This window comes from Nocardia sp. NPDC050435 (genome assembly GCF_040655395.1).
Lineage (GTDB): Bacteria > Actinomycetota > Actinomycetes > Mycobacteriales > Mycobacteriaceae > Nocardia.
On the sequence record NZ_JBFAJW010000004.1, the window covers coordinates 756,794 to 778,119 of the forward strand.

Here is a 21,326-nt window from a genome sequence, read left to right on the forward strand (position 1 = left end):
CCGAGATCTCAGTCGTAAAAAGGGGCAACTGGCACATCTCGGACAAGATTCGAGCAAGACGTCCATGGCTGACCTGGTATTTCTTTGCTTCGATCACCACGATGAATTCGATTCGACTACTAGACAGTCGAAAAACTTGACTCGTAAGGAAATTGAGAAATACCGCGACGAGTTGATGGCTGAGCTCGATCGGCGTTGGTCATCTGGAGCACTCGATCGCTCAGATATAGCCACCCCACCATTCACGATCACCATCAACGCCGTTGGTGGGAAAGGTGGGACTGGGGGGATATTTGGAGGTGGAGGCGGAGGCGGCGCAGGCATGGGGAGTGGCGGGGAAGGTGGTTCGGCGTATCCGTGATCCCGACTCCGTTAAATCATGCTCGGCGGTATCGGTTGCAAGTTCTGCATCTCGGCAGGGTGGAAATCGACGCGTCGATCGCGGAAATTCATGCTCAAATGATCGCACTGTTAGCAGTGGAAGGTGGAAAGTATTGCCGCAGATACCCTGACCACACATTCTTTTTAATGGGTAGAATTTTGCAAACTGTTGAGGCTTCGCTTCAGGGCGATGTCTCCGCCCACTCTCAATGGCTGCGACTCTGCGAAAGCTATCAGCAGACCATCCAAATTGAGCTGGAGGCTGTCGTCACGCCTGCTGAAGATTCCATAGACCAGTTCAGTGGTGGTGCTGGCGGAAATGGCGGATGGTTCGGTGCGGGAGGGGGCGGGGGTGGTACCGGCCTGCTCAACGGCGGAGTTGGTGGTTCGGGCGCCGCTGGCGCAATGCTGATTTTCCAGGTCGGAGGGGACGGCTCGCTCCTTGATATAGACGCATTTGTAGTGCCTGGATCGTTCCTCTGGAGTCGCCGGAGCGACACGAAGGAAGTCAGGGTTATTGCGATCGGTGGTGGGGGTGGTGGCGGTGGCGGAAGCGGTATGGCGAGCCCAGCCTAGAAGTGCTACTGACTCCCACGGCAAGCCCGAAGGGCGCGGCAGTCCTCAAGCCCGGGTGTTAGCAGTAGTGGAAGTATGTGTCTCCGCTTGATACCGGACTGGGTTGTGGCTGTGGACGGTTGGATTCCTATCCTGGTTCTGCCGCCGGGGTGCCGGCCCGGGAGCGGAGCGGGAGGGCGGGCACCCCGTGCGGCGCGCGTATGCGCGCCGCTCTTGATTCTGTAGAGGGAGATTCGGCAGGTTCCACCTTTGGGTTTCCGGCGCCCCTTCTCTTCCATCTGTCTCCGACGGGCTCCCAACATTCCTCGCTCTTCTACGTGGTCATCAAGCTTGTGGCACAACAGACTTCGCGATGCTGAATGGATGTCCATACTGGATGCGACGCGACCAGGCAGGCACCCGCGGGCAGATTCTAGCGACGGTGGAAGCCGAGCCCGCTACCTTCCGGACGCTTAGGCATGATCCTTATGAGGCTCTTGCTTGGACGTTGGCCCAGGGGGCCAGGCCCAGCGATGACCGACAGAATCGCCGAACTTGCGCTCCCGTTCATGCGGTCGCCTAAGGATATTCGTGACTGTCGTCTGCTCTTTGGAGATCAGAAAGTTCATGTAGCGCGCCTGACTGTCGGAGCGATAATGAGGTAACTGACTAGTCCCGCGCAGCTGCTGGAAGCATCGCGCCACAGCACTGCGGCTGTTGCTATGGGGACATACTGGTCCGGGATGCTTGCCGCCTGCGCTTCGGGCGAAGCGTCGCTTCTTCCGCTCGACTGTCGATGTAAGGAAGCCGTTGTATGGCAACACTGACGGAGCTCTTGGATCAACTGGACCCCGACGACAGCGTTCGCAGAGGCGGCCAGTTCGAGCGAATTTGCAAGTGGTTCCTGACCCACGATCCCGCATACACCCATGACATTCGGGAGGTGTGGCTATGGAACGACTGGCCTGGCAAGTGGGGCAGCGACGCCGGAATAGATCTGGTTGCTGCGGATCTCAATGGCAATCTGTGGGCGATCCAAGCCAAGGCATACGCGGAAACCACCTCGATCACAAAACGTGACGTCGATACCTTTCTCTCCGAGTCCGCACGTTCAGTCTTCTCGTTTCGCCTGCTCATCGCGACAACTGACCAGATCGGAGCCACCGCCAAACGCACACTCGCAGACCAGGAAAAACAAGCGGCTGTCCTGCTCCGGGGTGATCTTGAGGCATCCCAAATCGACTGGCCAGAGTCCCCATCCCATCTGCACGCTCGACCGGTCGTCCCCAAGCAACCTCGCCCGTATCAACGGGCGGCGGTTGAGGCGGTGGTGAGAGGTTTCGACAGTGGTAACAGTCGGGGGCAGTTGATCATGGCGTGCGGTACCGGCAAGACCCTCACTGGTCTGTACATCAACGACGAACTCGGCGCCGAGCGAACCCTGGTACTGGTGCCGTCGTTGTCGTTGTTGGCGCAAACACTCCGCGAGTGGAGTGCTAACAGCTCAACGGGATTCGTCCCCTTGGCAGTGTGCTCGGATAAAACAGTTGTTGACCGAGACTCAATCACTGCAACTACAAGCGATCTGGGCCGGCCCGTCAGAACCGCTCCCGCGGAGATCGCATCGTTCCTCCGAAGTTCGGGGCGTCGGGTCGTGTTCGCCACGTACCAGTCGTCACCACAGATATCGGCCGCATTCGGCCTCGGGGGCGTGCCAGCGTTCGACCTGGTCATAGCCGATGAGGCACATCGCTGTGCTGGACGTACCTCTTCGGAGTTCGGCGCGATCCTCAACAACGAGTTCATCGAAGCTCGCCGCCGCTTGTTCGTGACCGCCACCCCCCGCTTCTTCACCGGTCGTGTCGTCGATGAGGCCAAGGAAGCTGACTTCGAAATCGCTTCCATGGACGACCATTCCAAGTTCGGGCCGGTATTTCACCGACTCAGTTTCGCCGAGGCAATTTCTCGTAAATTCTTGACCGACTATCGCGTTGTCATCGTTGGCGTCGACGACGCAACCTACCGTGACTGGGCCGAACAGCGCCGGCTCGTTACTACTGACGGGCAGAAGGTCACTGACGCCCGTACGCTTGCCGGCCAGATTGGTCTAGCTAAGGCCATGCATCGCTACGACTTGCGCCGCACCATTAGTTTCCACTCGCGGGTTAATCGAGCTCGAGCATTCGCTGCCGAATTGCCGGCGGTGATCGACTGGATGCCTCCGAATCATCGGCCGTCAGGAAAACTGTGGGCTGAGCACACTTCCGGCGAAATGCCTACCGGCAAACGCCACGTTCTGCTCCAACACCTGGCCAGGCTTCACGAATGTGACCGTGCGCTGCTGACAAACGCACGCTGCCTCACTGAAGGCGTCGACGTGCCGGCCCTCGACGGTGTCGCGTTCATCGACCCCCGACGATCCGAGGTCGACATAGTGCAAGCAGTCGGGCGTGCCATCCGGCTTGCGACCGACAAGGCCACTGGCACCATCGTCATCCCTGTGTTCGTCGACACCGACCAAAATCCCGAAACCGCACTCAACGACTCCAGCTTCAAACCGGTCTGGGAGGTCATCCAAGCGCTTCGCGCCCACGATGACAGTCTCGGTGAGACGCTCGATCAACTTCGACGCGAATTCGGCATCAAAGGTGGTGAAGGCTCCATCCAGCTTCCTGGCAAGATCGTCCTCGATCTGCCTGCAACCGTCTCCCACGATTTCGCTGACGCGTTCGATGTGCGTCTCGTAGAACAAACCACCGCCACATGGGAGTTCTGGCTTGGTCTGCTCGAGCAGTTCATCAAGCAGGAGGGGCACGCGCTCATACCAGCAACCCACAAGATCGATGGCCATGCCATCGGCTCTTGGGTCGCTACCCAGCGACACAAGCACGGCAAAGGGCAGTTGGATGTCGTGCGCAAACAACGCCTGGACGACGTGCCCAACTGGACATGGGACGCTCTCACGGCTCAGTGGGAAGAAGGATTCACCCGGCTGGTGTCCTTCGTCGACCAGCACGGGCACGCGAGCGTGCCGCAGTCATACGTTATTGACGGATTCCGACTTGGCGCGTGGGTAACGATGCAACGCGTCAATCATGCCGAAAACCGCGGTCTGCCTGAGCGAGAGGTACGGCTAGTTGCCCTCGCTGGTTGGACCTGGGATCCCCGCGCCGAGCAGTGGGAAGTGAAATTCGAGCGACTCCTGGCATACATCGAGGAACACGGGGACGCTTGCGTCCCAACATCTTACAGCGTCGAAGGGTGCCGTCTTGGAGGCTGGGTCCAAGCCCAGCGCAGCAAATACGCAAGAGATGAACTCGACCAGGATCGAGTCGACCGACTCCGGGTCCTGCCTGGTTGGTCCTGGAACCCAGATTCTGACCAATGGGAAAGATTCTTCCAGTTGCTCACGACATTTACCCGCGAATACGGGCATGCGCGCGTTCCGCAGACATTCACGATCGAAGGCCATCGGCTCGGAATGTGGGTTACCAATCAGCGCCAAAACCTCACCAAAGGAGTCCTCGCCAATGAAAGGGCAGAACGGCTTCAAGCCCTGCCTGGCTGGAATCCCGCGGACCGGTGGGAGGAGTGGTTTGATCGGGTCAAGGCATACGTCGACGAATTCGGGCATGCGTGTGTCCCGAAGCCGTACATCGTCGACGGCCACCGCCTAGGGAATTGGGTTGCCAAACAACGTGACAAATTCGCATCAGGATCTCTTACGGCGGATAAGATTTCGCGGCTGAAGGCCTTACCTGGCTGGACCTTCGATCCCTATGCCGACCAGTGGGAGGAAGGTTTTCGCTTGCTCGTAGCGTACGTACAAGAGCATGGGCACGCCCGAGTTCCAAAGTCGCACAACGTCGGCAGTTACCGATTGGGGCAGTGGGTTGGGGTACAACGAATCGCATTTGCCAAGGATGCTCTCGCCGCTGAACGGGTGGAGCGGCTCAGGGCTTTGCCGATGTGGTCCTGGGACCCGATTGCTGATCAGTGGGAGGAGGGTTTCGCGCGACTGACGGTTTTCGTTGCAGAGAACGGTCATGCTCGCGTGCCTCAGTCATATGTCGACCGGACGGGCTATAGCCTCGGGCGTTGGGTAAGCACGCAGCGAGTGGCATTTGCCAAGGATGCTCTCGCCGCTGAACGGGTGGAGCGGCTCAGGGCTTTGCCGATGTGGTCCTGGGACCCGATTGCTGATCAGTGGGAGAAGGGTTTCGCGCGACTGACGGTTTTCGTTGCAGAGAACGGTCATGCTCGCGTGCCTCAGTCATACGTCGACCAGACGGGCTATCGGCTCGGGCAGTGGTGCAAGGTCCAGCGGCGCACACAGAACAACGGTGCACTCTCCACTAGTCGCCAGCTGCGGCTACTGGGCCTACACGGCTGGCGTTGAGATCAATGTTGCTGCGGCGGTCCAACGGCCCACCGCGGCCATCAACGGTCGGCCTGAACACCTCTGCGGCGCCGTCCTCATCTTCCGCACCGGACCACCAAACCGCAGCATGCTCGGCACCGGCGTGGGTTGGGGTCATGCTCTCACCGTGGGTCGTATTGCAGTACGTTCGCGCCGCAGAATCCTCGATGTCAGCAGTAGACTTGTGCGCTGACATCGAGGCTTTGTCGATCGCCCATTGACGGCGACATGAATGCGTGTGCGCCTCAGCCGTAGCGCCCATTTCGTATGCCGTGCTGAGGCCGGTCAATCCGCCAATGAATCGTTAAAAAGTAGAGTGGGCTCGCTGAGGATGTCACGCCCGGCTTCGGTCTTGTATACCTCATCGACGCTGCCGAATCGTGCGTCCGTGTAATCGAGCCCCACCCGCGATGCCGCGTTGCGTACGGAGGTCTCGCTCGGGCCTTCGATCTCGAGGAAGGTCGGCAGGCCAGGCCAGGTGTCCAAGTCGAATACGACCTCGTCCAGCTGCCACTCTTCGCGGTAGTTCTCTTGGTACCTGACCTGGTGCAGACCGAGCTTGAGCAAGATTTCTGCCATGGCTTGCAGATCACCCACCGTGGTCTCGATCTCGGTGGTGCCGTTGATGGACGTGGCGTCGGTGACCTGCTTCAGGGTGAGGGTCGAGTGGGTGCCCTCGTTGCGGAGCCGCACCCATGCTCCGCGTGCCAATGCGTCGTTCTCGAATATCTTGCGGGTGAGCAAGGTTTGCGGGAAGTTCCGAATGGCACCGAGATCGGTTAGTTTCGACCGCAGGGCCTCGACATCCACTCCCAAGAACTTGGCCTCATACTCGTGCTTCATCGCTGTTGTGTCCGCCTCTCAGTTCGGCAGTCGATGGGCGATCAGCAAGCCCATGCGGTGTGTGTGGTCCTGCAATTGGCCCACGTGGGCTTGTTCGGTGAACGTGTTGGTCTGCAACGTCACTAGCACGTTCCAGGGAGGACCGAAGAACGGGGTGAGTCGGTCGGGCGTGGTGTAGTGCTCGATGGCTTGGTGTCGTAATTCGACCGGCATCATGAACTCTGCCCCAAAGACGCCTCCCGGCCGCACGAGTTGTTGCATGCGCCTGACGAATTCGCTCAGCGGGCGTCTGTGGTTGGCGCTGTAGTGCCATGAACAGCTAGTCCAGACGGCGTCGGCGGCAACGTATGGGGGAGCGACTTCGAGGAAGTCTGAGCAAACGATACGGACTTGGTTGCGGAGGTTGGCTACTTCCAGCCGTTCTACCAAGCCCGGTGCGTATCCGATGCCGGAAACGGGTAGCAGTACCTCGCCCCCATTCAGCGCGATCGGATCTTGCTCGACTGCGATCACGTCGTAGCCTGCCTTAGCCAGCGGCAGGACGAACTTGCCGTCGCTGGCGCCGATGACTGTGACAGTTGCACCAGGTTCACAGTGTTCCTCGAGCGCTCGCAGGAACTGAGGAAAGAACGTCAGGGTGCGTTCCCAGAGGCTAGCGGTAGGCACGGTCGACTCCGATCACGTTCAGGTCCAGGATCGCTTGCACCACGTGGTCGGGTCTACGGCCGCTGGTCTCGATCTGGTGGACGGGGAACTGGAGGTAGGCGCCGGCTAGGCGATCGGCGTTCTGCTCGCTGAGGGTGTCCCAGCGGGTGGTTGGTTTGGCTCGTGCGGCGATGCGCTTTCGTCGTTCGTGCGGTTCGCACACGAGTTGGTAGATGACGGGTTGGGGCAGGTTGCGCGGGAGGATCACGTCGACGTCGGCTCCGAATACCCGGTGGGTGGTCAAGCAGCGGGCGAAGTAGCTTTCGACAACGACGGGGATACCTGCATCGAGGTAGCGGCGGATCTGGTCGACGGCAGTGAAGAGTGCCGACAGGTAGAAGCACATCCGTGCGTTCACGTTCTCGTAGCCGTCCAGCTCGCGGCGCAGTGGTTGGAAGAATGGCGGGACGGTGGGGACGAGGACCGCTTGACGGGCGTGGGCGAGCATCGGCGCGATCGTCGATTTGCCAGTGCCGGGCAAGCCTTCGATTGCCTCGAACAGGTGTCTAGGCATGGCGGTACACCACATCCGGAATACCCAGTGCTACTTCGTCATTTGCTGCTGGTCGATGAATGATCCGGTCTGCTTCCTTGTCGTACCAGAACGCATGCGAATCCTTGCCCACGGCCTTGCACGACATCGTCAGCGCCCCGCGGGGGTCCGATTCGATGCGGTCGATTTCGTGCCGGTTCGAGGGCGTGGCGCACGCCGGGGCGGCGCCCCCGGACAGGTCGTCGTCCAGGATCACCTCGATTCCGAGATCCGCTGTCCGAATCTGCTTACGCAGGGTCGAATACGCGGCCGGGTCGGTCACCTGCATCTCGGGGTAATGGGCGGCGTTGCCGACTGGGCGTAGCTGGTGCAGCTTCAGCTGTGTGACGCCATGAGCTTCCAGTATGTGAGCCAAGTCGACCACTTCGCCGATGTTGTACCGGTTCACGGTCAGGGTCGCCCCAGTTCGAACACCCAAATCACGGGCAAGGGTGAGTGTTTCGAGCGCGGCGGTGTAGCTGCCCGCCCGACGAATGAGGTCGTTGGTATTGCCGATCCCTTCCAGAGAGACCCGGAGCAGATCGACGCACGGAGCAATGTCCCGCAGGCGGGGGCCGATGCGGTAGCCGTTGGTGCAGATGTCGACCGCCAGGCCGAGCGTGTGCTTCGCGTACCGGACGACGTGGCCCAGTTCTTTGTAGAGGAAGGGCTCACCACCGAGGAGGGTCACGGCTTCGGTGTCGTGCTGCTGCTGCATCAGCCGCATGAGGTTGCAGGCCTGTTCGGCGGTGAAGGCATCCGGTGCCTTCAATCGTTCGCCGTGGAAGCAGTGGCGGCAAGTGTAGTTGCAGCGGTAGAGCAACTGTAGGTACAGCATCCTGATCTTGCGGATGCCGATGGTCTGTTCAATCACGCTGTCCCCCTTGAGTTCTGTGGGTGGACAGCCATCGTGTCCGGGCAGGACGGGACCGCGTAACCGCGTTTGAGGCGGCCGGATAGACGTCCTGGGACGTTTCCGGCGTCCCTTCGTGATCGCCTTGCCGATGCTGAGTGCGTCGGCTTCCATGGAGTTGTGAACGACCGTCTTCAGAGCGTGTTGCTGCAACGAGGCGTCCGGCCCGAGCGGCTGGCTGAGGTGTGCGGGGTTGACCCGAAGACGGTCGGTCGGTGGCTCGGTGGGCGAGTGCCGCACCCGAAGCATCGTCACCATGTCGCTCATCACCTCCGCGTCGAGGAGGACTTCCTGTGGCCGCCGGTGCCGGAGACTCCGCCGGTTCCGAGGAACGCGGAACTGGTTGCTACCTACCCCAATCGCGCTGAAGTACCTCGGGAAGTGTGGTTGTCACTGCTGCGCGACGCTACCGAGCAGATCGATGTGTTGATCTTCTCGGGAACGTTCTTCGTTCAGACGAATCCCCAGGTGGTGCGGATGCTCGCCGAACGAGCAGCCTGCGGTGCTCGGGTGCGTCTCTGCTTCGGGAACCCTTGCGGGCAGGCCGTGGTGACCAGAGGGCATGAAGAGGGCATTGGCGACACCCTTGCGGCAAAGGTCCGCGCCTCGCTGACCTACTACCGGTCGCTGTTGGCAACGGAGAGATGCGAGATTCGATTACACGACACAACCCTGTACAACTCGCTGTTCCGCTACGACGAGAACCTTCTGGTCAACCCGCACATATGGGGACAGCCCGCGAGCGCGAATCCAGTGTTTCAGCTCAGGCGTGTTGATGAAGCCGGCTGGTTCGACAGCTACACCGAAAGCTTCGACGCGATCTGGGCTGACGCGCAGCCCTGGACACCCTGACGAACGAGAGGCCGATCATGGGCAGGATCGAGTACTACAACGACCCGAAGGCACCCAAACCGAACTCGCTTGTGGTGGCATGCAATCTGTTGGTCACCGACGAGTCCGGAGCAATCCTGCTCCAGCGCCGACGCGACACCGGACAATGGGCCTTGCCAGGCGGGGCGATGGACATGGGCGAAACGGCCGCCGAGTGCGCGATCCGAGAGTGTAAAGAGGAGACAGGGATAACGGCCGAGATCACCGGCTTTCTCGGTGTGTACAGCAACCCCAACCATATCGTCGCCTACACCGACGGAGAGATCCGCCAGCAGTACGAGAACTGCTATATCGGCCGCCCGGTCGCCGGAGAACCCACCATCAACGACGAAGCGGACGGCGTCATATTCGCAAATCCCGCCGAACTGGATGGCCTGGATATCCATCCGAGCATGCGTCAGCAGATCGGCGACTACCTGTCCGGTAACTATCCTTACCTCGGCTGAGCGGTTGACAGCGTAGCCTCGATCCGACCGACTGCGGCGAGGATTTCCGGCTCTGCGCGTCGAATAAACCTGCCGACAACGGAATCGGGGCCATAGCGACTCAGGATCTCTCCAATACGCCTATCGGGCCCGGTCGGCATTCCGTCCGGCGTGGTCGTCATGTCGCAGTAGATAAGCGCGTCGGTCAGCACCGGATGGTCGAGCGCGGGAAATTCGGAGGTCAGTTGCTCTTGTAGACCTCTTTCCTGGGCCTCGAGCAGCGCACATGTGTGATTCGCGACCAAGCACACTACTCGTTCATCGATCTGATGTTGATCACGAAGGAAGCGGGCACCGTCCAAGGGGTGAAAGCCGGTTGCGGCCAGCCTCGGCGCATACCCGACGTCATGCAGAACGGCGGCTGCAGTCAGCAGTTCTGTTTCACAGTGGAGCCGGGCAGCGAGGGCTACGGCCGCCTTAGCTACTCCCTGCGTGTGTGCCCAGCGCCTGGGCAGCACAGTTTCCAACTCCGAACTGGCGATATGCCAGGCCCAATACGGTACGGGGACCATCCGGCCAGGCTATCGAGTTCATCGCCATAGCGGTTGGGACTCACAGTGTCCGTCTCCTCGAAATGGCGAGATGTGCGAGGCTGGAGCAATGAACCGATTGGCCGGTGCGACCTCGCCTTACCTGCGTCAGCATGCGAACAACCCGGTGGATTGGCGGGAGTGGGACGCCGCGGCGCTGGCCGAGGCGGCCGAGCGGGATGTGCCGATCCTGCTGTCGATCGGGTACGCGAGTTGTCACTGGTGCCATGTGATGGCGCACGAGTCGTTCGAGGACGCGGCTACCGCGGCGGTGATGAACGAGAACTTCGTGTGCGTCAAGGTGGATCGGGAGGAGCGGCCGGATCTGGACGCGGTGTATATGAATGCCACCGTGGCGATGACCGGGCAGGGTGGGTGGCCGATGACGTGTTTCCTCACGCCGGCGGGGGAGCCGTTCTATTGCGGGACGTACTACCCGAAGGTGCCGCGTGGTGGGATGCCGTCGTTCACGCAGTTGCTGGAGGCGGTGGCCGATACCTGGCGGAATCGGCGGGACGAGGTGCACAAGGCGTCGGGGCAGGTGGCGGAGGCGTTGCGGGCGCAGGCGGCGGGGCTGCCGGACGCCGATCTCGCGGTGACGGCCGAACTGCTCGATCACGCGGTGGCGGCGGTGCTGCGCGACGAGGACCGGGAGCACGGCGGATTCGGTGCGGCACCGAAGTTTCCGCCGTCGGCGCTGCTGATCGGGTTGCTGCGCAGTGCGGAACGCACGGGCGATCCGGAGGTGCTGGGTGGGGTGACGCGGACCGCCGAGGCGATGGCCCGCGGCGGCATCTACGACCAGCTGCGCGGCGGTTTCGCGCGGTACTCGGTCGACGCTGCCTGGGTGGTGCCGCATTTCGAGAAGATGCTCTACGACAACGCCCAATTGCTGCGCGGGTACGCGCATTTGGCGCGCCGCGCCGCAGAGGCCGACCTGGCCGAGCGGGTCACCCGGGAGATCGTGCAGTTCCTGCTGGACGATCTCGGCACCGAGCAGGGCGGCTTCGCGTCCGCGCTGGACGCCGACACCCACCTCGAACCGGACGGGCCCGGCGTCGAAGGCGCGACCTACGTGTGGACGCCCGCGGAGTTGATCGGCGAACTGGGACCCATCGACGGCGCCTGGGCCGCGGAACTTCTGGGCGTGACCACCGCGGGCAATTTCGAGCAGGGCACCTCGGTGCTCACGCGCTACCGCGATCCCGACGATCGGGAGCGCTTCGATCGGATCCGGGCCGCCCTGGTGCGCGCCCGCGATCGCCGGCCCCAGCCCGCCCGCGACGATAAGGTGGTCACCGCCTGGAACGGCATCGCGATCACCGCCCTCGCCGAGGCGGGAGCGATTCTGCGGCAAGAGGATTGGATCACCACCGCCGCGGACTGCGCACGCTTCCTGCTGGCCGAGCACGTGGTGGACGGCCGCGTCCGCCGCGCCTCGCTCGGTGGCGCGGTCGGCTCCGCTCCGGGCGTGCTGGAGGACTACGCCTGGCTGGTCACCGGTCTGCTCGCCCTGCACCAGGTGACCGGCGCGCCGGACTGGCTCGACCACGCACAAGCCGTGCTGGACAAGGCGATCCAGCATTTCGCCGATCCGGACACACCCGGCAGCTGGTTCGACACCGCCGACGACGCCGAGGTCCTCGTCACCCGCCCGCGCGACCCGATCGACGGCGCGACACCCGCGGGCGCGTCCACCCTGGCGGAGGCGCTGCTCACCGCGTCGGCGCTCAGTGCGCCGGAACAGGCGGTGCGCTACCGGGAATTGGCCGACCAGACCCTCGGTCGCGCCGCTGTCGTCCTGGCCCGCGCCCCGCGCTCGGCCGGGCAGTGGCTGACCGTCGCCGAAGCCGCACTGCACGGCCCGCTCCAGGTCGCGATCGCCGCCGCTCCCGACAACCCCGGCGCGGCAAGCCGATTGGCCGCGACGGCACGCAGCACGGCCCCCGGCGGCACGGTGATCATCACCGCCGCAGCCGATTCGGTCCCGCTGCTCGCTGAAAGGCCGGTAGTCGGCGGACAGCCCGCGGCCTACGTCTGTCGCGGCACCGTCTGCGATCTGCCGGTGACCGACCCCGAGGACCTGCGGCGCGCGCTGTCCGGGCGGTGATCACCGGCCATAGGATCACCCCATGGGTATCCCGCGCGCCACGGCCCGGATCATTCTCGTCGACCCCGAGGATCGCGTCCTGCTCTTCCGGTTCCGGCCGCCGCTCCCGTTCGAGGAGGTGACGGGCTGGCTGACCCCCGGCGGTGGTCTGGACCCGGGGGAGACGCCGGCGGCCGGTGCTGTGCGAGAACTGTTCGAGGAGACCGGTTATCGCGCCGACCCGGCTCGCCTGAGCCCGGTCGTCGCGGTCAGCGCCGGGCCGTGGACCGCCGACGACGGCACCGACTACGACGCCACCGACTCCTACTTCTTCCTGCGCGCCGCCGCCTTCGAAGTCGACATCTCCGGTCACCAGGAGGTCGAGCGCGACGCCCTGTCCGGGCACCGCTGGTGGCCGCTGCCGGAGCTGCGCGAAACACCCGACCGCGTCTTCCCGCTGGGCTTGGCCACACTGCTGGAACGCCTGCTGCGCGACGACCTTCCGGCCGAGCCGGTGCGGCTGCCCTGGCGCTGAGCCTACGGATTCCCGGAGATCTCGACGGTGGCGCCGGTTTCGCCGACGATCAGGAGCTCGGCCGTGTCCCCGGTCTCGACGATGCGGTCCGAGTAGTCGACGTCGGTCCACGAGGAGGTCGGCTCGGTCCGCCCGCGCAGGTGAATCCGTTGGTAGTGCTGCCATTTGGCTTGCTCGGCCGCCGCGGCGGCGTCGACGACGTTGCTGCTCACCAGGATTCGGCGCGGCGCCCGTTTGGCCTCGGTGGTCAGGCGGGCCGCCTCGTTCACCGCGTCGCCGATGACGGTGTACTCCAGGCGGGTATCGGACCCGATGTCACCGGCGAAGACCTGCCCGCGCGCGACCCCGATCCCGATGTCGAGTTCGCCGCCGGCGAGCACCTCGTCCCGGATCCGCCGGGCCGCGCGCAAAGCGGGAGTGGCGTTGTCGTCCAGTGCGATCGGCGCGCCGAAGATGCACAGCGCCGCGTCGCCCTCGAACTTGTTGACCAGCCCGCTGTTCTCCTCGGTCGCCGCCACGACGATGGCGAGCAGCCGGTTCAGCTTGGCCACGAACTCCTGCGGGGTCAGCCCGGTGGCCAGCGCGACGGAACCGGTCACATCGACGAACAGCGCCGACACCTCGCGCACGTCGCCCGCGAGTTCGACGCTGTGCTCGGCCAGCGCCCGCTCGGCCACCTCGGCGCCGACGTGCCGGCCGAACAGGTCGCGCATCCGCTGCCGTTCGCGCAGATTCGCGGCCAGCTCGTTGACCGAGTGCTCCAGCCGGCCGATCTCGCTGGTGCTGCCGATCGGCACCCGGACGTTCAACTCGCCCTTGGTGATCCGGTCCAGCGCCTGGCGCAGCATCCGGATCGGGGAGGCGACCGCCAGCGCGAGCAGGGCGGTCGCGAGCGCCCCGATGACCAGGCCGACCGAGGACAGGTAGATGGCGGTGCGCACGCGATCCTGCGCCGAGGACGCCGGATCGGCCAGCACCACGATCAGCATCATCAGCGGCAGCGCCCCGGCGACCGCCCAGCTGAGCACCACCCGCACCAGCACCGACGAACTCCAGTGCATGGTCGCGCCGAGCACCCGCGCCAGGATCGGGATGGTGGGCCGGATCAGCCGGTCCACCACCAGGAAGGTGATGCCCGCCGATTCCAGCGCGCCGATGATGAACAGCGCCGCCACCACGCCGCGATCGTCGTAGGCGGTGGCGTGGGTGAACACCGCCGCGGCCACGATCACGCCGGGTATCCAGATCGCCAGTGCGCGCAGCGTGATGGCCAGCGGCAGCCGCAGCAGCCGCCGCGCCTCCTCCGGCGTCGGCTTGCGGGCCTGGTCGAACCAGCCGAAATAGACGTTGCGGTCCCGGATGGCCAGCCCGACGCCCAGCAGGAACCCGATCGTGGGATAGATCGAGACCCAGGCCATCGTGCGCAGCCAGCTCTCGCCCAGCTTGTCGAAGAAGTTGCTGAGCCAGAGCTGGGTGACGATGACGGCCAGGCCACTGAGATTGGCGGTGATCACCACCGCGGCCAGGCCCCAGCGCGCCCGCAGCGCCCAGAGCACCAGCCAGGCGATCACCCGCCGGAATCGGTTGGCCGGTGGAGCGAGGTGCACGACGGCCTCGCCGGACGCACCGTCATCGGTGTCCGCGCCGTCCACGTCTCGCTCTGCCATCGTCTGCCGTCCGCTAGTCGGAGTTCCGTGCCGACTTTATTGCGCGGGACCGACGTCAGGTGCTCGGACACCGAACTTTCAGCGCAGAACGACCATCCAGATCGCGATGTAGTGGGTCAGCGCCGCGAGCACCGTCGCGGCGTGGAAGAACTCGTGGTGCCCGAAGACCGCCGGCCACGGGTTCGGCCACTTGGTGGCGTAGAGGATCGCGCCGGCGCTGTAGATCAGGCCGCCGATCAGCAGCAGGATCAGCGGCGCGATGCCGATCTCGGTGTGCAGCTGGCCCGCGACCGGAACGATGGCCCAGCCCAGCAGGAGATACAGCGGCACCCCGACCCAGCGCGGCGCCGTCGGCCAGAGCAGTTTGAGCGCGACGCCGGCCAGCGCGCCCGCCCACACCACCGCGAGCAGGATCTTCCCGGTCCGGCCGGGCAGGCCGAGTAGAGCGAAGGGCGTGTAGCTGCCGGCGATGAAGAGGAAGATCATCGAGTGGTCCGCGCGCTTCATCTGGATGCGCTTCTCGACGGTCGGCCAGGTCACCCGGTGGTAGACCGCGCTGACCCCGAACAGCAGGCAGACGGTGACGCCGTAGACCAGCGTCGACCACCCCGCGGTCGCCGAGATGGTGGCGGCTTTGCTCACCAGCACCGCGCACGCGATGAACGCGATGCCGACGGCCCAGGTGTGGATCCACCCGCGCATGCGGGGTTTGACCAGTGCGTCCACCAGAGTTTCGCCGGATTGCGCGAGTTCGGTGGCGTTGCCTGCTTCGGACACGAGCGATCTCCTAGTGGACTGGTGAGTAACCTACGGTACCGTAGGTTCATTGCGGTGGCCAGTGCACGCCGTCGTTGCCGGGATCGGCCCGGTGGGGCGTAGGGTTGGACGCCGTGGAGTTTCCGAGTCGGGTGCGTGGCCTGCCCTATCGCATCTACGAGGCCCGGCTGTCCAAACAGCTGGCCGGCAAACAACATCCCAGACACGTCGCCGTCATGTGCGACGGTAATCGCCGCTGGGCCCGGGAAAACGGTTTCACCGACGTGAGTCACGGCCACCGGGTCGGCGCGCTGAAGATCGCCGAATTGGTGGGCTGGTGTGCCGAGGTCGGCATCGAGATGGTCACCGTCTACCTCCTTTCCACCGAGAACCTGCAGCGCGATCCCGAAGAGCTGGAGACGCTCTTCGAGGTCATCACCGATGTCGTCGAGGAACTCTCGGCGCCGGAACAGAATTGGAGCGTGCGCATCGTCGGCACGCTCGACGGGTTCCCGGAACTGATCGCCAAGCGGCTGCGCACCGCCGCCGAACGCACGGACGGGCGCGACGGCGTGCACGTCAACGTGGCAGTCGGCTACGGCGGCCGGCAAGAGATCACCGACGCGGTCCGAAAACTGGTGCGCCAGGAGATCGCGGCCGGCGAGCACGGCGAGGATCTGGTCCAGTCGATCACGGTGAACGCGATCGGCCAGCACCTCTACACCTCCGGCCAGCCGGATCCGGATCTGGTCATCCGGACCTCGGGCGAGCAGCGCCTGTCCGGATTCCTGCTCTGGCAGAGCGCCTACTCCGAGATCTGGTTCACCGAGGCGTACTGGCCGGAGTTCCGCCGGGTCGACTTCCTGCGGGCGCTACGCGACTACGCGGCCCGGCATCGGCGGTTCGGGGTTTAACCGGTACCCCGGGTTCCATCGTTTCTCCGTTCCGCCGTCCCGGAGTCGCGTAACTTCCGAATCGTGGACGAAACGGTGCCTTACATCAGTTACGAGGATTTCGGCCGCCGCTTCCTGGAGTACGCGGTCTCCGAAGCCCGGATTCTCGCCGCCTTCGGTCAATTGACCGGCGCCGCCTTCGATTTCGGCCCGATCGGGGTCGGGCCGGGCCGACTGGCCAAGGTCAGCGCCGAGGTCCAGCTGGGCGAACCCCGCCTCACCCGCTATCTCGACGAGATCATCACTTTCGAGCTCGTCATCCCGCTCGGCGTCGACCTGCTGATCGACCTGACCGTCGACCGCCACAATTTCGACGTGGCGGGCACCCTGCACCTGCATCTGACCGCCCGCACCGCCGATCCGCTGCGGATCGTCATCGATATCGCCGAACCCCGGCCCAGCGATGTCCGGATCAGTGTGGAAGCCGAAACCGTTCGCGCACAGCTGCTTCGGATCCTGGCCAGCGTCGATCACGAGATCCGCCGCTTCGTCGCGCGCTACATCGCGCAGGAGATCCGCAAGCCGCACATCGCCGCGGCGCGCGACATCGACGTCGCCGCGCGCCTGGATGCGGCCTGGAAACTGTGAGCCTCCTGAGAATCGTGGGATGAAAAGGGAGCTTTGGCTCACACCGTTCGCTTTCCCGCCGGATCCGTGACATCGTGGACGAGTGAGTACGGGCTCATTGAAGTGATCTGTCCGGCTCATCTACAGAAAAGAATGAATACCAAATGGCTCAAGGCAGTGTGAAGTGGTTCAACAGCGAGAAGGGCTTCGGCTTCATCGCGCAAGACGGTGGCGGTCCTGACGTCTTCGTTCATTACTCGGCGGTGTCCGGCTCGGGATTCAAGTCCCTTGAAGAAGGCCAGCGCGTGGAGTTCGAGGTCGGCCAGGGACAGAAGGGGCCGCAGGCCCAGGACGTCCGCGCCATCTGATTTCAACTCAGCTTGGTAAGGCTCCGCACCTTCGGGTGCGGGGCCTTCTGCGTGTTCAGAGCTTGCGCAGCCGGATCCGATTGATGCTGTGATCGGCGTCCTTGCGCAGCACCAACGTGGCGCGCGGGCGGGTCGGCAGGATGTTCTCCACCAGGTTGGGGCGGTTGGTGGAGTTCCAGATCTCCTTCGCCGCGGCGGTCGCCTGCTCGTCGGTGAAATTCGCGTAGTGGTGGAAATGCGCCCTGGGATCGGCGAAGCCGGTCTCGCGCAGCGCGAGAAACCGCTGCACGTACCAGTTCTCGATGTCCTCGATGCGGGCGTCGACGTAGATGGAGAAATCGAACAGGTCCGACACCATCAGGCGCGGCCCCGTCTGCAGCACGTTCAGGCCCTCGACGATGAGGATGTCGGGCTGGTGCACGCAGTGGAACTTGTCCGGCACGATGTTGTAGGAGATGTGCGAGTACATCGGCGCACAGACCTCGGCCGCCCCGGATTTCACCTCGGTGACGAAGCGCAGCAGCTTGCGGCGGTCGTAGCTCTCCGGGAAACCCTTGCGATGCATGATCCCGCGCCGGGTCAATTCCGCTGTCGGGTAGAGAAATCCGTCGGTGGTGACCAGGTCGACCCGGGGGTGGTGCTCCCAGCGGGCCAGCAGCGCCTGCAGCACACGCGCGGTGGTGGACTTGCCGACGGCCACGCTGCCCGCGACGCCGATCACGAACGGGACCTGCTGGTCCGGGTGCTTCTCCCCGAGGAAGGTGGCGGTCGCGGCGAACAGCCGCTGCCGGGCAGCCACCTGGAGATGGATGAGACGAGCGAGCGGCAGGTAGACCTCCGCGACCTCCTCGAGGTCGATCTGCTCGCCCAGACCGCGCAGGCCGATCAGTTCTTCCTCGGTGAGCACCAGGGGAGTCGATTTGCGCAGTGTTCGCCACTGGCTTCGATCGAACTCCACGTACGGACTCGGCTCGCTCATCTTCGCCACTGTATTAACCCGCCTCGCCCGCTGCGGCGGCTGCCATCCCCCGGGCCCGCTCCGAATAACACGCACAGGTGCCGGGACACCGCTGTGAGTTCCGGTCTAGCTGTCGCCGCATGGACGAATTGTCCTCTGCCGCACGAGTGTGTGAAACGGGGGGTACCGCTACCCATTGGTAACCGCAGGTGGTCCGGGCTGTCAGCCACTAGGGTTGACGTCCATGGAAGCGCATCCCCTCGTCACCGATTATCTGCGGCTCGGCCTGGCTTTCGATCAGCTCGAAGAGGGCTTCGTCGATGCCTACACCGGTGCCCCGGAGTTGCGCCGCGAGGTCCAGAACGCGCCCGCGCCCGACCCACGCGCCCTGGCGCGTCGCGCCGTCGCGCTGCGCGCCGAACTACCCGACGCGGGCCTGGCGCCCGAGCGCACCGAGTTCCTGGACGTGCACCTGCGCGCGCTGGCGACCTCGGCCCGCAAGTTCGCCGGCGACGACATCGGCTTCGTCGAGGAGGTGCGCGACTACTTCGACGTCGAGATCGCGCCGGGCGACACCGAGGACTACCGCGAAGCGCACCGGCTGATGGAGGAGGTACTGCCCGGCCCCGGGCCGCTGGCCGAGCGGGTGGCCGCCCATCGGTTCCGGGACGAGATCCCGCCCGCGCGCCTGCAGGTCTGCGTCGAGGCGTTCTCCTCGGCGCTGCGCGAGCTGGTCCGCGAACGCTACCCGCTGCCCGACCACGAGCACGTCACCTACGAGGTCGTCGGGGACAAGCCGTGGTCCGGATTCAACTACTACCTGGGCAACTATCACTCCCGGGTCGCGATCAACTCCGATCTCAAGCAGCACATGGCGATGTTGCCCAGCCTGATCGCGCACGAGTCCTACCCCGGACACCACACCGAGCACTGCCGCAAGGAGGCGGGCCTGGTCGCGGCGGGCCAGGCCGAGCAGACGCTGTTCCTGGTCAACACCCCGCAGTGCCTGATGGCCGAGGGGCTCGCGGATCTGGCGCTGCGCTCGATCGTCGGGCCGGGCTGGGGGAAATGGGCGCAGGAGATCTACGCCGATCTGGGGTTGCGGTTCGACGGCGAACGCGCCGAGCGCCTGTCCACCGCCTCGGCCAAGTTGCTCGGGGTGCGGCAGGACGCGGCGCTGCTGCTGCACGATCGGCATCGCGACGAGACCGAGGTGGCGGAGTTCCTGCAGCGGTGGTCGCTGGCCACGCCGGATCGGGCGCGGCAGTCGCTGCGCTTCCTGTCCTCGCCGCTGTGGCGGGCCTACATCAGCACCTACGTGGAGGGCTACCGGCTGCTCGGCGGCTGGCTGGATCGCGCGGGCGACGCCGGCGAACGCGCGGATCGGTTCCGCCGCCTGCTCGACGAGCCGCTCACCCCGGGCGCGATCCGGCGGCAGTGAGCGAAGGCCCGGCACCGTCGCGATGCCGGACCTTCGACTGCGCCTGCGCTACTGGATGACGGCGCAGTTCCCGCCGGAGGAGATGGTGCACACCAGCTGCGAGAGCACGCGCAGCAGTCCGTCGAGCGGGTTGGTGGGCACGGCGACCAGATTCAGCATCGGTTTTCCTTCGTCGAACGGAGTGACTTCCATCCGGTGCACCGCTGGTCACACCCCGTTTCGTTACCGCTGTCCGCGCCCCCAAAAGCTGGGGCAGCAGGATCGATGGCTCACCGGAAGATGACGCAGGTGGTGGTCGCGTGCGCGACCAGGCGGCCCTGGTCGTCGAGCACGCGGCCCTCGGCCGTGGCGGTGGTGCGGCCGACGTGGATGGTGCTGCCGGTGGCGGTGAGCCGGCGGCCGTCGGTGGGCACGCCGCGGATGTAGTTCACCTTCAGTTCGAGGGTGGTGTAGCCCACGCCCGCTTCCAGGGTGGTGTGCACGGCGCAGCCCATCACCGAGTCGAGCAGGGTGGCGCAGATGCCGCCGTGGGTGCTGCCGAGCGGGTTGGCGAAATCCGGGCGGGTCTCCAGAGCGAAGACCACGCGCCCGTGTTCGAGTTCCTCGACCTGCATGCCGAGCAGGTCGCCGATGAAGCGGGGGCGGTTCTCCATGGTCATGGCGGTGCGCAGGAGTTCGAGGCCGGACAGCTTCGAGTAATCGATCTCGGCGGTGGTCATCGGGGCTCCATCCTCTCTGTGAACCGATCGGTCCACATGACATGATGGGAGTATGGACCGATCGGTTCACGAAGGCAAGGAGAGCCCATGACCGCGGGCCCGCGTACCCGGTTGATCGAGAGCGCCATCGAGCTGGTGCGCGAGCAGGGCGTGCCCGGGGCCGGCCTGTCCGCACTGCTCGAACGCAGCAACGCCTCCCGCAACTCGCTGTACCAGCACTTCCCTGCCGGCAAGGCCGAACTCGTGGCCGAGGCCACCCGCGTCGCCGGCGAGCGCATGTCCGCGGTCTTCGACCGGGTGACCGCCACCGGATCGCCCGAGGACTGGCTCGCCGGATTGGTCGGCTGGTGGAAGAAGGCCCTGCGCACCAGCGATTTCGCCGCCGGCTGCCCGGTGGTCAGTGCCGCGCTCGCCGAAGCGGAGCCCGGCGTGCAGGCCGCCGCCGGAGTGGTCTTCGGCGAATGGAACACCCGCCTGGCCGACGCGCTGACCGGCTACGGCGTGCCTGCGGAGCGAGCGCGACCGCTCGCGAGCCTGGTGCTCAGCGCCATGGAGGGCGCGATCGTCCAATCCCGCGCCACCAAATCGGTGCGCCCGCTGGACGATGTGCGGGCCACCCTCGGGCCTCTGCTGCGCTGAGCAAACCGCGACTGGCGCTCTCGAGGTGGAGGTGACCCAGAGGGCCCAGCCGACACCGCCCGCACCGCCCCCGATAAGCTGGGCAAACCGCGACTGGCGCTCTCGAGGTGGAGGTAACCACCGGGAAGCAACACCGCCCGCACCGCGCGCCTGGGTGCCGGCCATGGGCGAGGGCTACCCCCGCGCCCGGATCAGGGAGGTAGAGCCCCGTGCCCGACAACGCGGACCAGGCCAATACACTCGGCGTCGTGACGCAGACGACCGCCTCTGTCAATACCCAATCTCTCGGTGAGCTCGATCCGGAGCTGGCCGCCGCGATGGCCGGCGAGCTCGCCCGCGAACGCGACACCCTCGAGATGATCGCCTCGGAGAACTTCGT

At 64.8% G+C, this 21,326-nt stretch carries 22 protein-coding genes and 1 pseudogene; 13 read left to right on the forward strand and 10 right to left on the reverse strand.

The window, feature by feature from the left end:
* The first annotated feature begins 64 nt into the window (after positions 1-64).
* From AB0I43_RS15820 to AB0I43_RS15830, 3 genes are all read left to right on the forward strand, one after another.
* On the forward strand, positions 65-361 hold the full coding sequence (locus AB0I43_RS15820) for a hypothetical protein (protein ID WP_357432254.1): 297 nt from the start codon (positions 65-67) through the stop codon (positions 359-361).
* Entirely contained in the window at positions 358-957 is a 600-nt protein-coding gene (locus AB0I43_RS15825; RefSeq protein ID WP_357432256.1) for a hypothetical protein, read from the forward strand. The genes AB0I43_RS15820 and AB0I43_RS15825 overlap by 4 nt, the downstream gene beginning before the upstream one ends.
* Positions 958-1,750: 793 nt before the next feature.
* Positions 1,751-5,335, forward strand: a complete 3,585-nt coding sequence (locus AB0I43_RS15830) for a Helicase associated domain protein (protein ID WP_357432258.1) — start codon at positions 1,751-1,753, stop codon at positions 5,333-5,335.
* A 306-nt stretch (positions 5,336-5,641) separates the two neighbouring features.
* Here AB0I43_RS15830 and AB0I43_RS15835 read toward each other — a convergent pair whose 3' ends face one another.
* The 4 genes from AB0I43_RS15835 to AB0I43_RS15850 are packed head-to-tail and all read right to left on the reverse strand — an operon-like array spanning position 5,642 to position 8,310.
* Entirely contained in the window at positions 5,642-6,199 is a 558-nt protein-coding gene (locus AB0I43_RS15835) for a class IV adenylate cyclase (RefSeq protein WP_357432260.1), read from the reverse strand.
* An 18-nt stretch (positions 6,200-6,217) separates the two neighbouring features.
* Positions 6,218-6,865: a class I SAM-dependent methyltransferase gene (locus AB0I43_RS15840; RefSeq protein WP_357432262.1), complete on the reverse strand. Its 648-nt coding sequence runs from the start codon at positions 6,863-6,865 to the stop codon at positions 6,218-6,220.
* The gene (locus AB0I43_RS15845; RefSeq protein ID WP_357432264.1) at positions 6,852-7,418 is read right to left on the reverse strand and encodes a hypothetical protein; all 567 of its coding nucleotides are present in this window, start codon (positions 7,416-7,418) and stop codon (positions 6,852-6,854) included. The genes AB0I43_RS15840 and AB0I43_RS15845 overlap by 14 nt, the downstream gene beginning before the upstream one ends.
* Positions 7,411-8,310, reverse strand: a complete 900-nt coding sequence (locus AB0I43_RS15850; RefSeq protein WP_357432266.1) for a radical SAM protein — start codon at positions 8,308-8,310, stop codon at positions 7,411-7,413. Before AB0I43_RS15850 ends, AB0I43_RS15845 begins: the two co-directional genes overlap by 8 nt.
* A 159-nt stretch (positions 8,311-8,469) precedes the next feature.
* Between AB0I43_RS15850 and AB0I43_RS15855 the strand changes: the two genes are divergently transcribed.
* Both AB0I43_RS15855 and AB0I43_RS15860 read left to right on the forward strand, forming a co-directional pair.
* Positions 8,470-9,201: a DUF5919 domain-containing protein gene (locus AB0I43_RS15855; protein WP_357432268.1), complete on the forward strand. Its 732-nt coding sequence runs from the start codon at positions 8,470-8,472 to the stop codon at positions 9,199-9,201.
* Positions 9,202-9,218: 17 nt separating this feature from the next.
* Entirely contained in the window at positions 9,219-9,686 is a 468-nt protein-coding gene (locus AB0I43_RS15860) for an NUDIX domain-containing protein (RefSeq protein WP_357432270.1), read from the forward strand.
* On the opposite strand, the gene AB0I43_RS15865 is transcribed toward AB0I43_RS15860, so the two are convergent.
* Positions 9,674-10,237, reverse strand: a complete 564-nt coding sequence (locus AB0I43_RS15865; protein ID WP_357432271.1) for an HD domain-containing protein — start codon at positions 10,235-10,237, stop codon at positions 9,674-9,676. The two genes, AB0I43_RS15860 and AB0I43_RS15865, sit on opposite strands and share 13 nt — an antisense overlap.
* Before the next feature lie 88 nt (positions 10,238-10,325).
* Between AB0I43_RS15865 and AB0I43_RS15870 the strand changes: the two genes are divergently transcribed.
* Complete coding sequence (locus AB0I43_RS15870; protein WP_357432273.1) at positions 10,326-12,365, forward strand: thioredoxin domain-containing protein; 2,040 nt, start codon at positions 10,326-10,328, stop codon at positions 12,363-12,365.
* A gap of 22 nt (positions 12,366-12,387) precedes the next feature.
* Positions 12,388-12,879: an NUDIX domain-containing protein gene (locus AB0I43_RS15875; RefSeq protein WP_357432275.1), complete on the forward strand. Its 492-nt coding sequence runs from the start codon at positions 12,388-12,390 to the stop codon at positions 12,877-12,879.
* 2 nt (positions 12,880-12,881) lie between these two features.
* On the opposite strand, the gene AB0I43_RS15880 is transcribed toward AB0I43_RS15875, so the two are convergent.
* Positions 12,882-14,546 (reverse strand): adenylate/guanylate cyclase domain-containing protein, encoded by a 1,665-nt coding sequence (locus tag AB0I43_RS15880; protein ID WP_356973164.1) that lies wholly within the window; start codon positions 14,544-14,546, stop codon positions 12,882-12,884.
* A 78-nt stretch (positions 14,547-14,624) separates the two neighbouring features.
* On the reverse strand, positions 14,625-15,248 hold the full coding sequence (locus AB0I43_RS15885) for a hemolysin III family protein (RefSeq protein WP_357432295.1): 624 nt from the start codon (positions 15,246-15,248) through the stop codon (positions 14,625-14,627).
* 179 nt (positions 15,249-15,427) lie between these two features.
* Between AB0I43_RS15885 and AB0I43_RS15890 the strand changes: the two genes are divergently transcribed.
* From AB0I43_RS15890 to AB0I43_RS15900, 3 genes are all read left to right on the forward strand, one after another.
* Complete coding sequence (locus AB0I43_RS15890; protein ID WP_245365896.1) at positions 15,428-16,216, forward strand: isoprenyl transferase; 789 nt, start codon at positions 15,428-15,430, stop codon at positions 16,214-16,216.
* Between the two features lie 60 nt (positions 16,217-16,276).
* On the forward strand, positions 16,277-16,843 hold the full coding sequence (locus tag AB0I43_RS15895) for a hypothetical protein (protein ID WP_356973702.1): 567 nt from the start codon (positions 16,277-16,279) through the stop codon (positions 16,841-16,843).
* A gap of 143 nt (positions 16,844-16,986) precedes the next feature.
* On the forward strand, positions 16,987-17,190 hold the full coding sequence (locus AB0I43_RS15900) for a cold-shock protein (RefSeq protein WP_067523410.1): 204 nt from the start codon (positions 16,987-16,989) through the stop codon (positions 17,188-17,190).
* A gap of 55 nt (positions 17,191-17,245) precedes the next feature.
* Here AB0I43_RS15900 and coaA read toward each other — a convergent pair whose 3' ends face one another.
* A complete protein-coding gene (coaA, locus tag AB0I43_RS15905; RefSeq protein ID WP_356973162.1) occupies positions 17,246-18,178 on the reverse strand; it encodes a type I pantothenate kinase in 933 nt (310 codons plus the stop codon).
* Positions 18,179-18,392: 214 nt separating this feature from the next.
* Between coaA and AB0I43_RS15910 the strand changes: the two genes are divergently transcribed.
* Positions 18,393-19,589, forward strand: a complete 1,197-nt coding sequence (locus AB0I43_RS15910; protein ID WP_356973161.1) for a DUF885 domain-containing protein — start codon at positions 18,393-18,395, stop codon at positions 19,587-19,589.
* Positions 19,590-19,637: 48 nt separating this feature from the next.
* On the opposite strand, the gene AB0I43_RS15915 is transcribed toward AB0I43_RS15910, so the two are convergent.
* Both AB0I43_RS15915 and AB0I43_RS15920 read right to left on the reverse strand, forming a co-directional pair.
* Complete coding sequence (locus tag AB0I43_RS15915) at positions 19,638-19,781, reverse strand: hypothetical protein (RefSeq protein WP_356973160.1); 144 nt, start codon at positions 19,779-19,781, stop codon at positions 19,638-19,640.
* Positions 19,782-19,858: 77 nt separating this feature from the next.
* Entirely contained in the window at positions 19,859-20,308 is a 450-nt protein-coding gene (locus tag AB0I43_RS15920) for a PaaI family thioesterase (RefSeq protein WP_356973159.1), read from the reverse strand.
* Positions 20,309-20,395: 87 nt separating this feature from the next.
* Here AB0I43_RS15920 and AB0I43_RS15925 point away from each other — a divergent pair, with 87 nt between their 5' ends.
* Positions 20,396-20,947: a TetR/AcrR family transcriptional regulator gene (locus tag AB0I43_RS15925; RefSeq protein ID WP_357432277.1), complete on the forward strand. Its 552-nt coding sequence runs from the start codon at positions 20,396-20,398 to the stop codon at positions 20,945-20,947.
* A 248-nt stretch (positions 20,948-21,195) separates the two neighbouring features.
* Positions 21,196-21,326, forward strand: a pseudogene (locus AB0I43_RS15930) (serine hydroxymethyltransferase); the annotation flags it as partial.

What these genes read in the sequence shown, in the direction of transcription:
- AB0I43_RS15900 (WP_067523410.1), top strand. Translation starts at nt 16,987, where the DNA reads ATGGCTCAAGGCAGTGTGAAGTGGTTCAACAGCGAGAAGGGCTTCGGC.
- AB0I43_RS15920 (WP_356973159.1), bottom strand. Translation starts at nt 20,308, where the DNA reads ATGACCACCGCCGAGATCGATTACTCGAAGCTGTCCGGCCTCGAACTC.
- AB0I43_RS15845 (WP_357432264.1), bottom strand. Translation starts at nt 7,418, where the DNA reads ATGCCTAGACACCTGTTCGAGGCAATCGAAGGCTTGCCCGGCACTGGC.
- AB0I43_RS15880 (WP_356973164.1), bottom strand. Translation starts at nt 14,546, where the DNA reads ATGGCAGAGCGAGACGTGGACGGCGCGGACACCGATGACGGTGCGTCC.
- AB0I43_RS15915 (WP_356973160.1), bottom strand. Translation starts at nt 19,781, where the DNA reads ATGGAAGTCACTCCGTTCGACGAAGGAAAACCGATGCTGAATCTGGTC.
- AB0I43_RS15835 (WP_357432260.1), bottom strand. Translation starts at nt 6,199, where the DNA reads ATGAAGCACGAGTATGAGGCCAAGTTCTTGGGAGTGGATGTCGAGGCC.
- AB0I43_RS15910 (WP_356973161.1), top strand. Translation starts at nt 18,393, where the DNA reads ATGGAAGCGCATCCCCTCGTCACCGATTATCTGCGGCTCGGCCTGGCT.
- AB0I43_RS15885 (WP_357432295.1), bottom strand. Translation starts at nt 15,248, where the DNA reads ATGCGCGGGTGGATCCACACCTGGGCCGTCGGCATCGCGTTCATCGCG.
- AB0I43_RS15865 (WP_357432271.1), bottom strand. Translation starts at nt 10,237, where the DNA reads ATGGTCCCCGTACCGTATTGGGCCTGGCATATCGCCAGTTCGGAGTTG.
- AB0I43_RS15870 (WP_357432273.1), top strand. Translation starts at nt 10,326, where the DNA reads ATGAACCGATTGGCCGGTGCGACCTCGCCTTACCTGCGTCAGCATGCG.
- AB0I43_RS15925 (WP_357432277.1), top strand. Translation starts at nt 20,396, where the DNA reads ATGACCGCGGGCCCGCGTACCCGGTTGATCGAGAGCGCCATCGAGCTG.
- AB0I43_RS15830 (WP_357432258.1), top strand. Translation starts at nt 1,751, where the DNA reads ATGGCAACACTGACGGAGCTCTTGGATCAACTGGACCCCGACGACAGC.
- AB0I43_RS15875 (WP_357432275.1), top strand. Translation starts at nt 12,388, where the DNA reads ATGGGTATCCCGCGCGCCACGGCCCGGATCATTCTCGTCGACCCCGAG.
- AB0I43_RS15860 (WP_357432270.1), top strand. Translation starts at nt 9,219, where the DNA reads ATGGGCAGGATCGAGTACTACAACGACCCGAAGGCACCCAAACCGAAC.
- AB0I43_RS15820 (WP_357432254.1), top strand. Translation starts at nt 65, where the DNA reads ATGGCTGACCTGGTATTTCTTTGCTTCGATCACCACGATGAATTCGAT.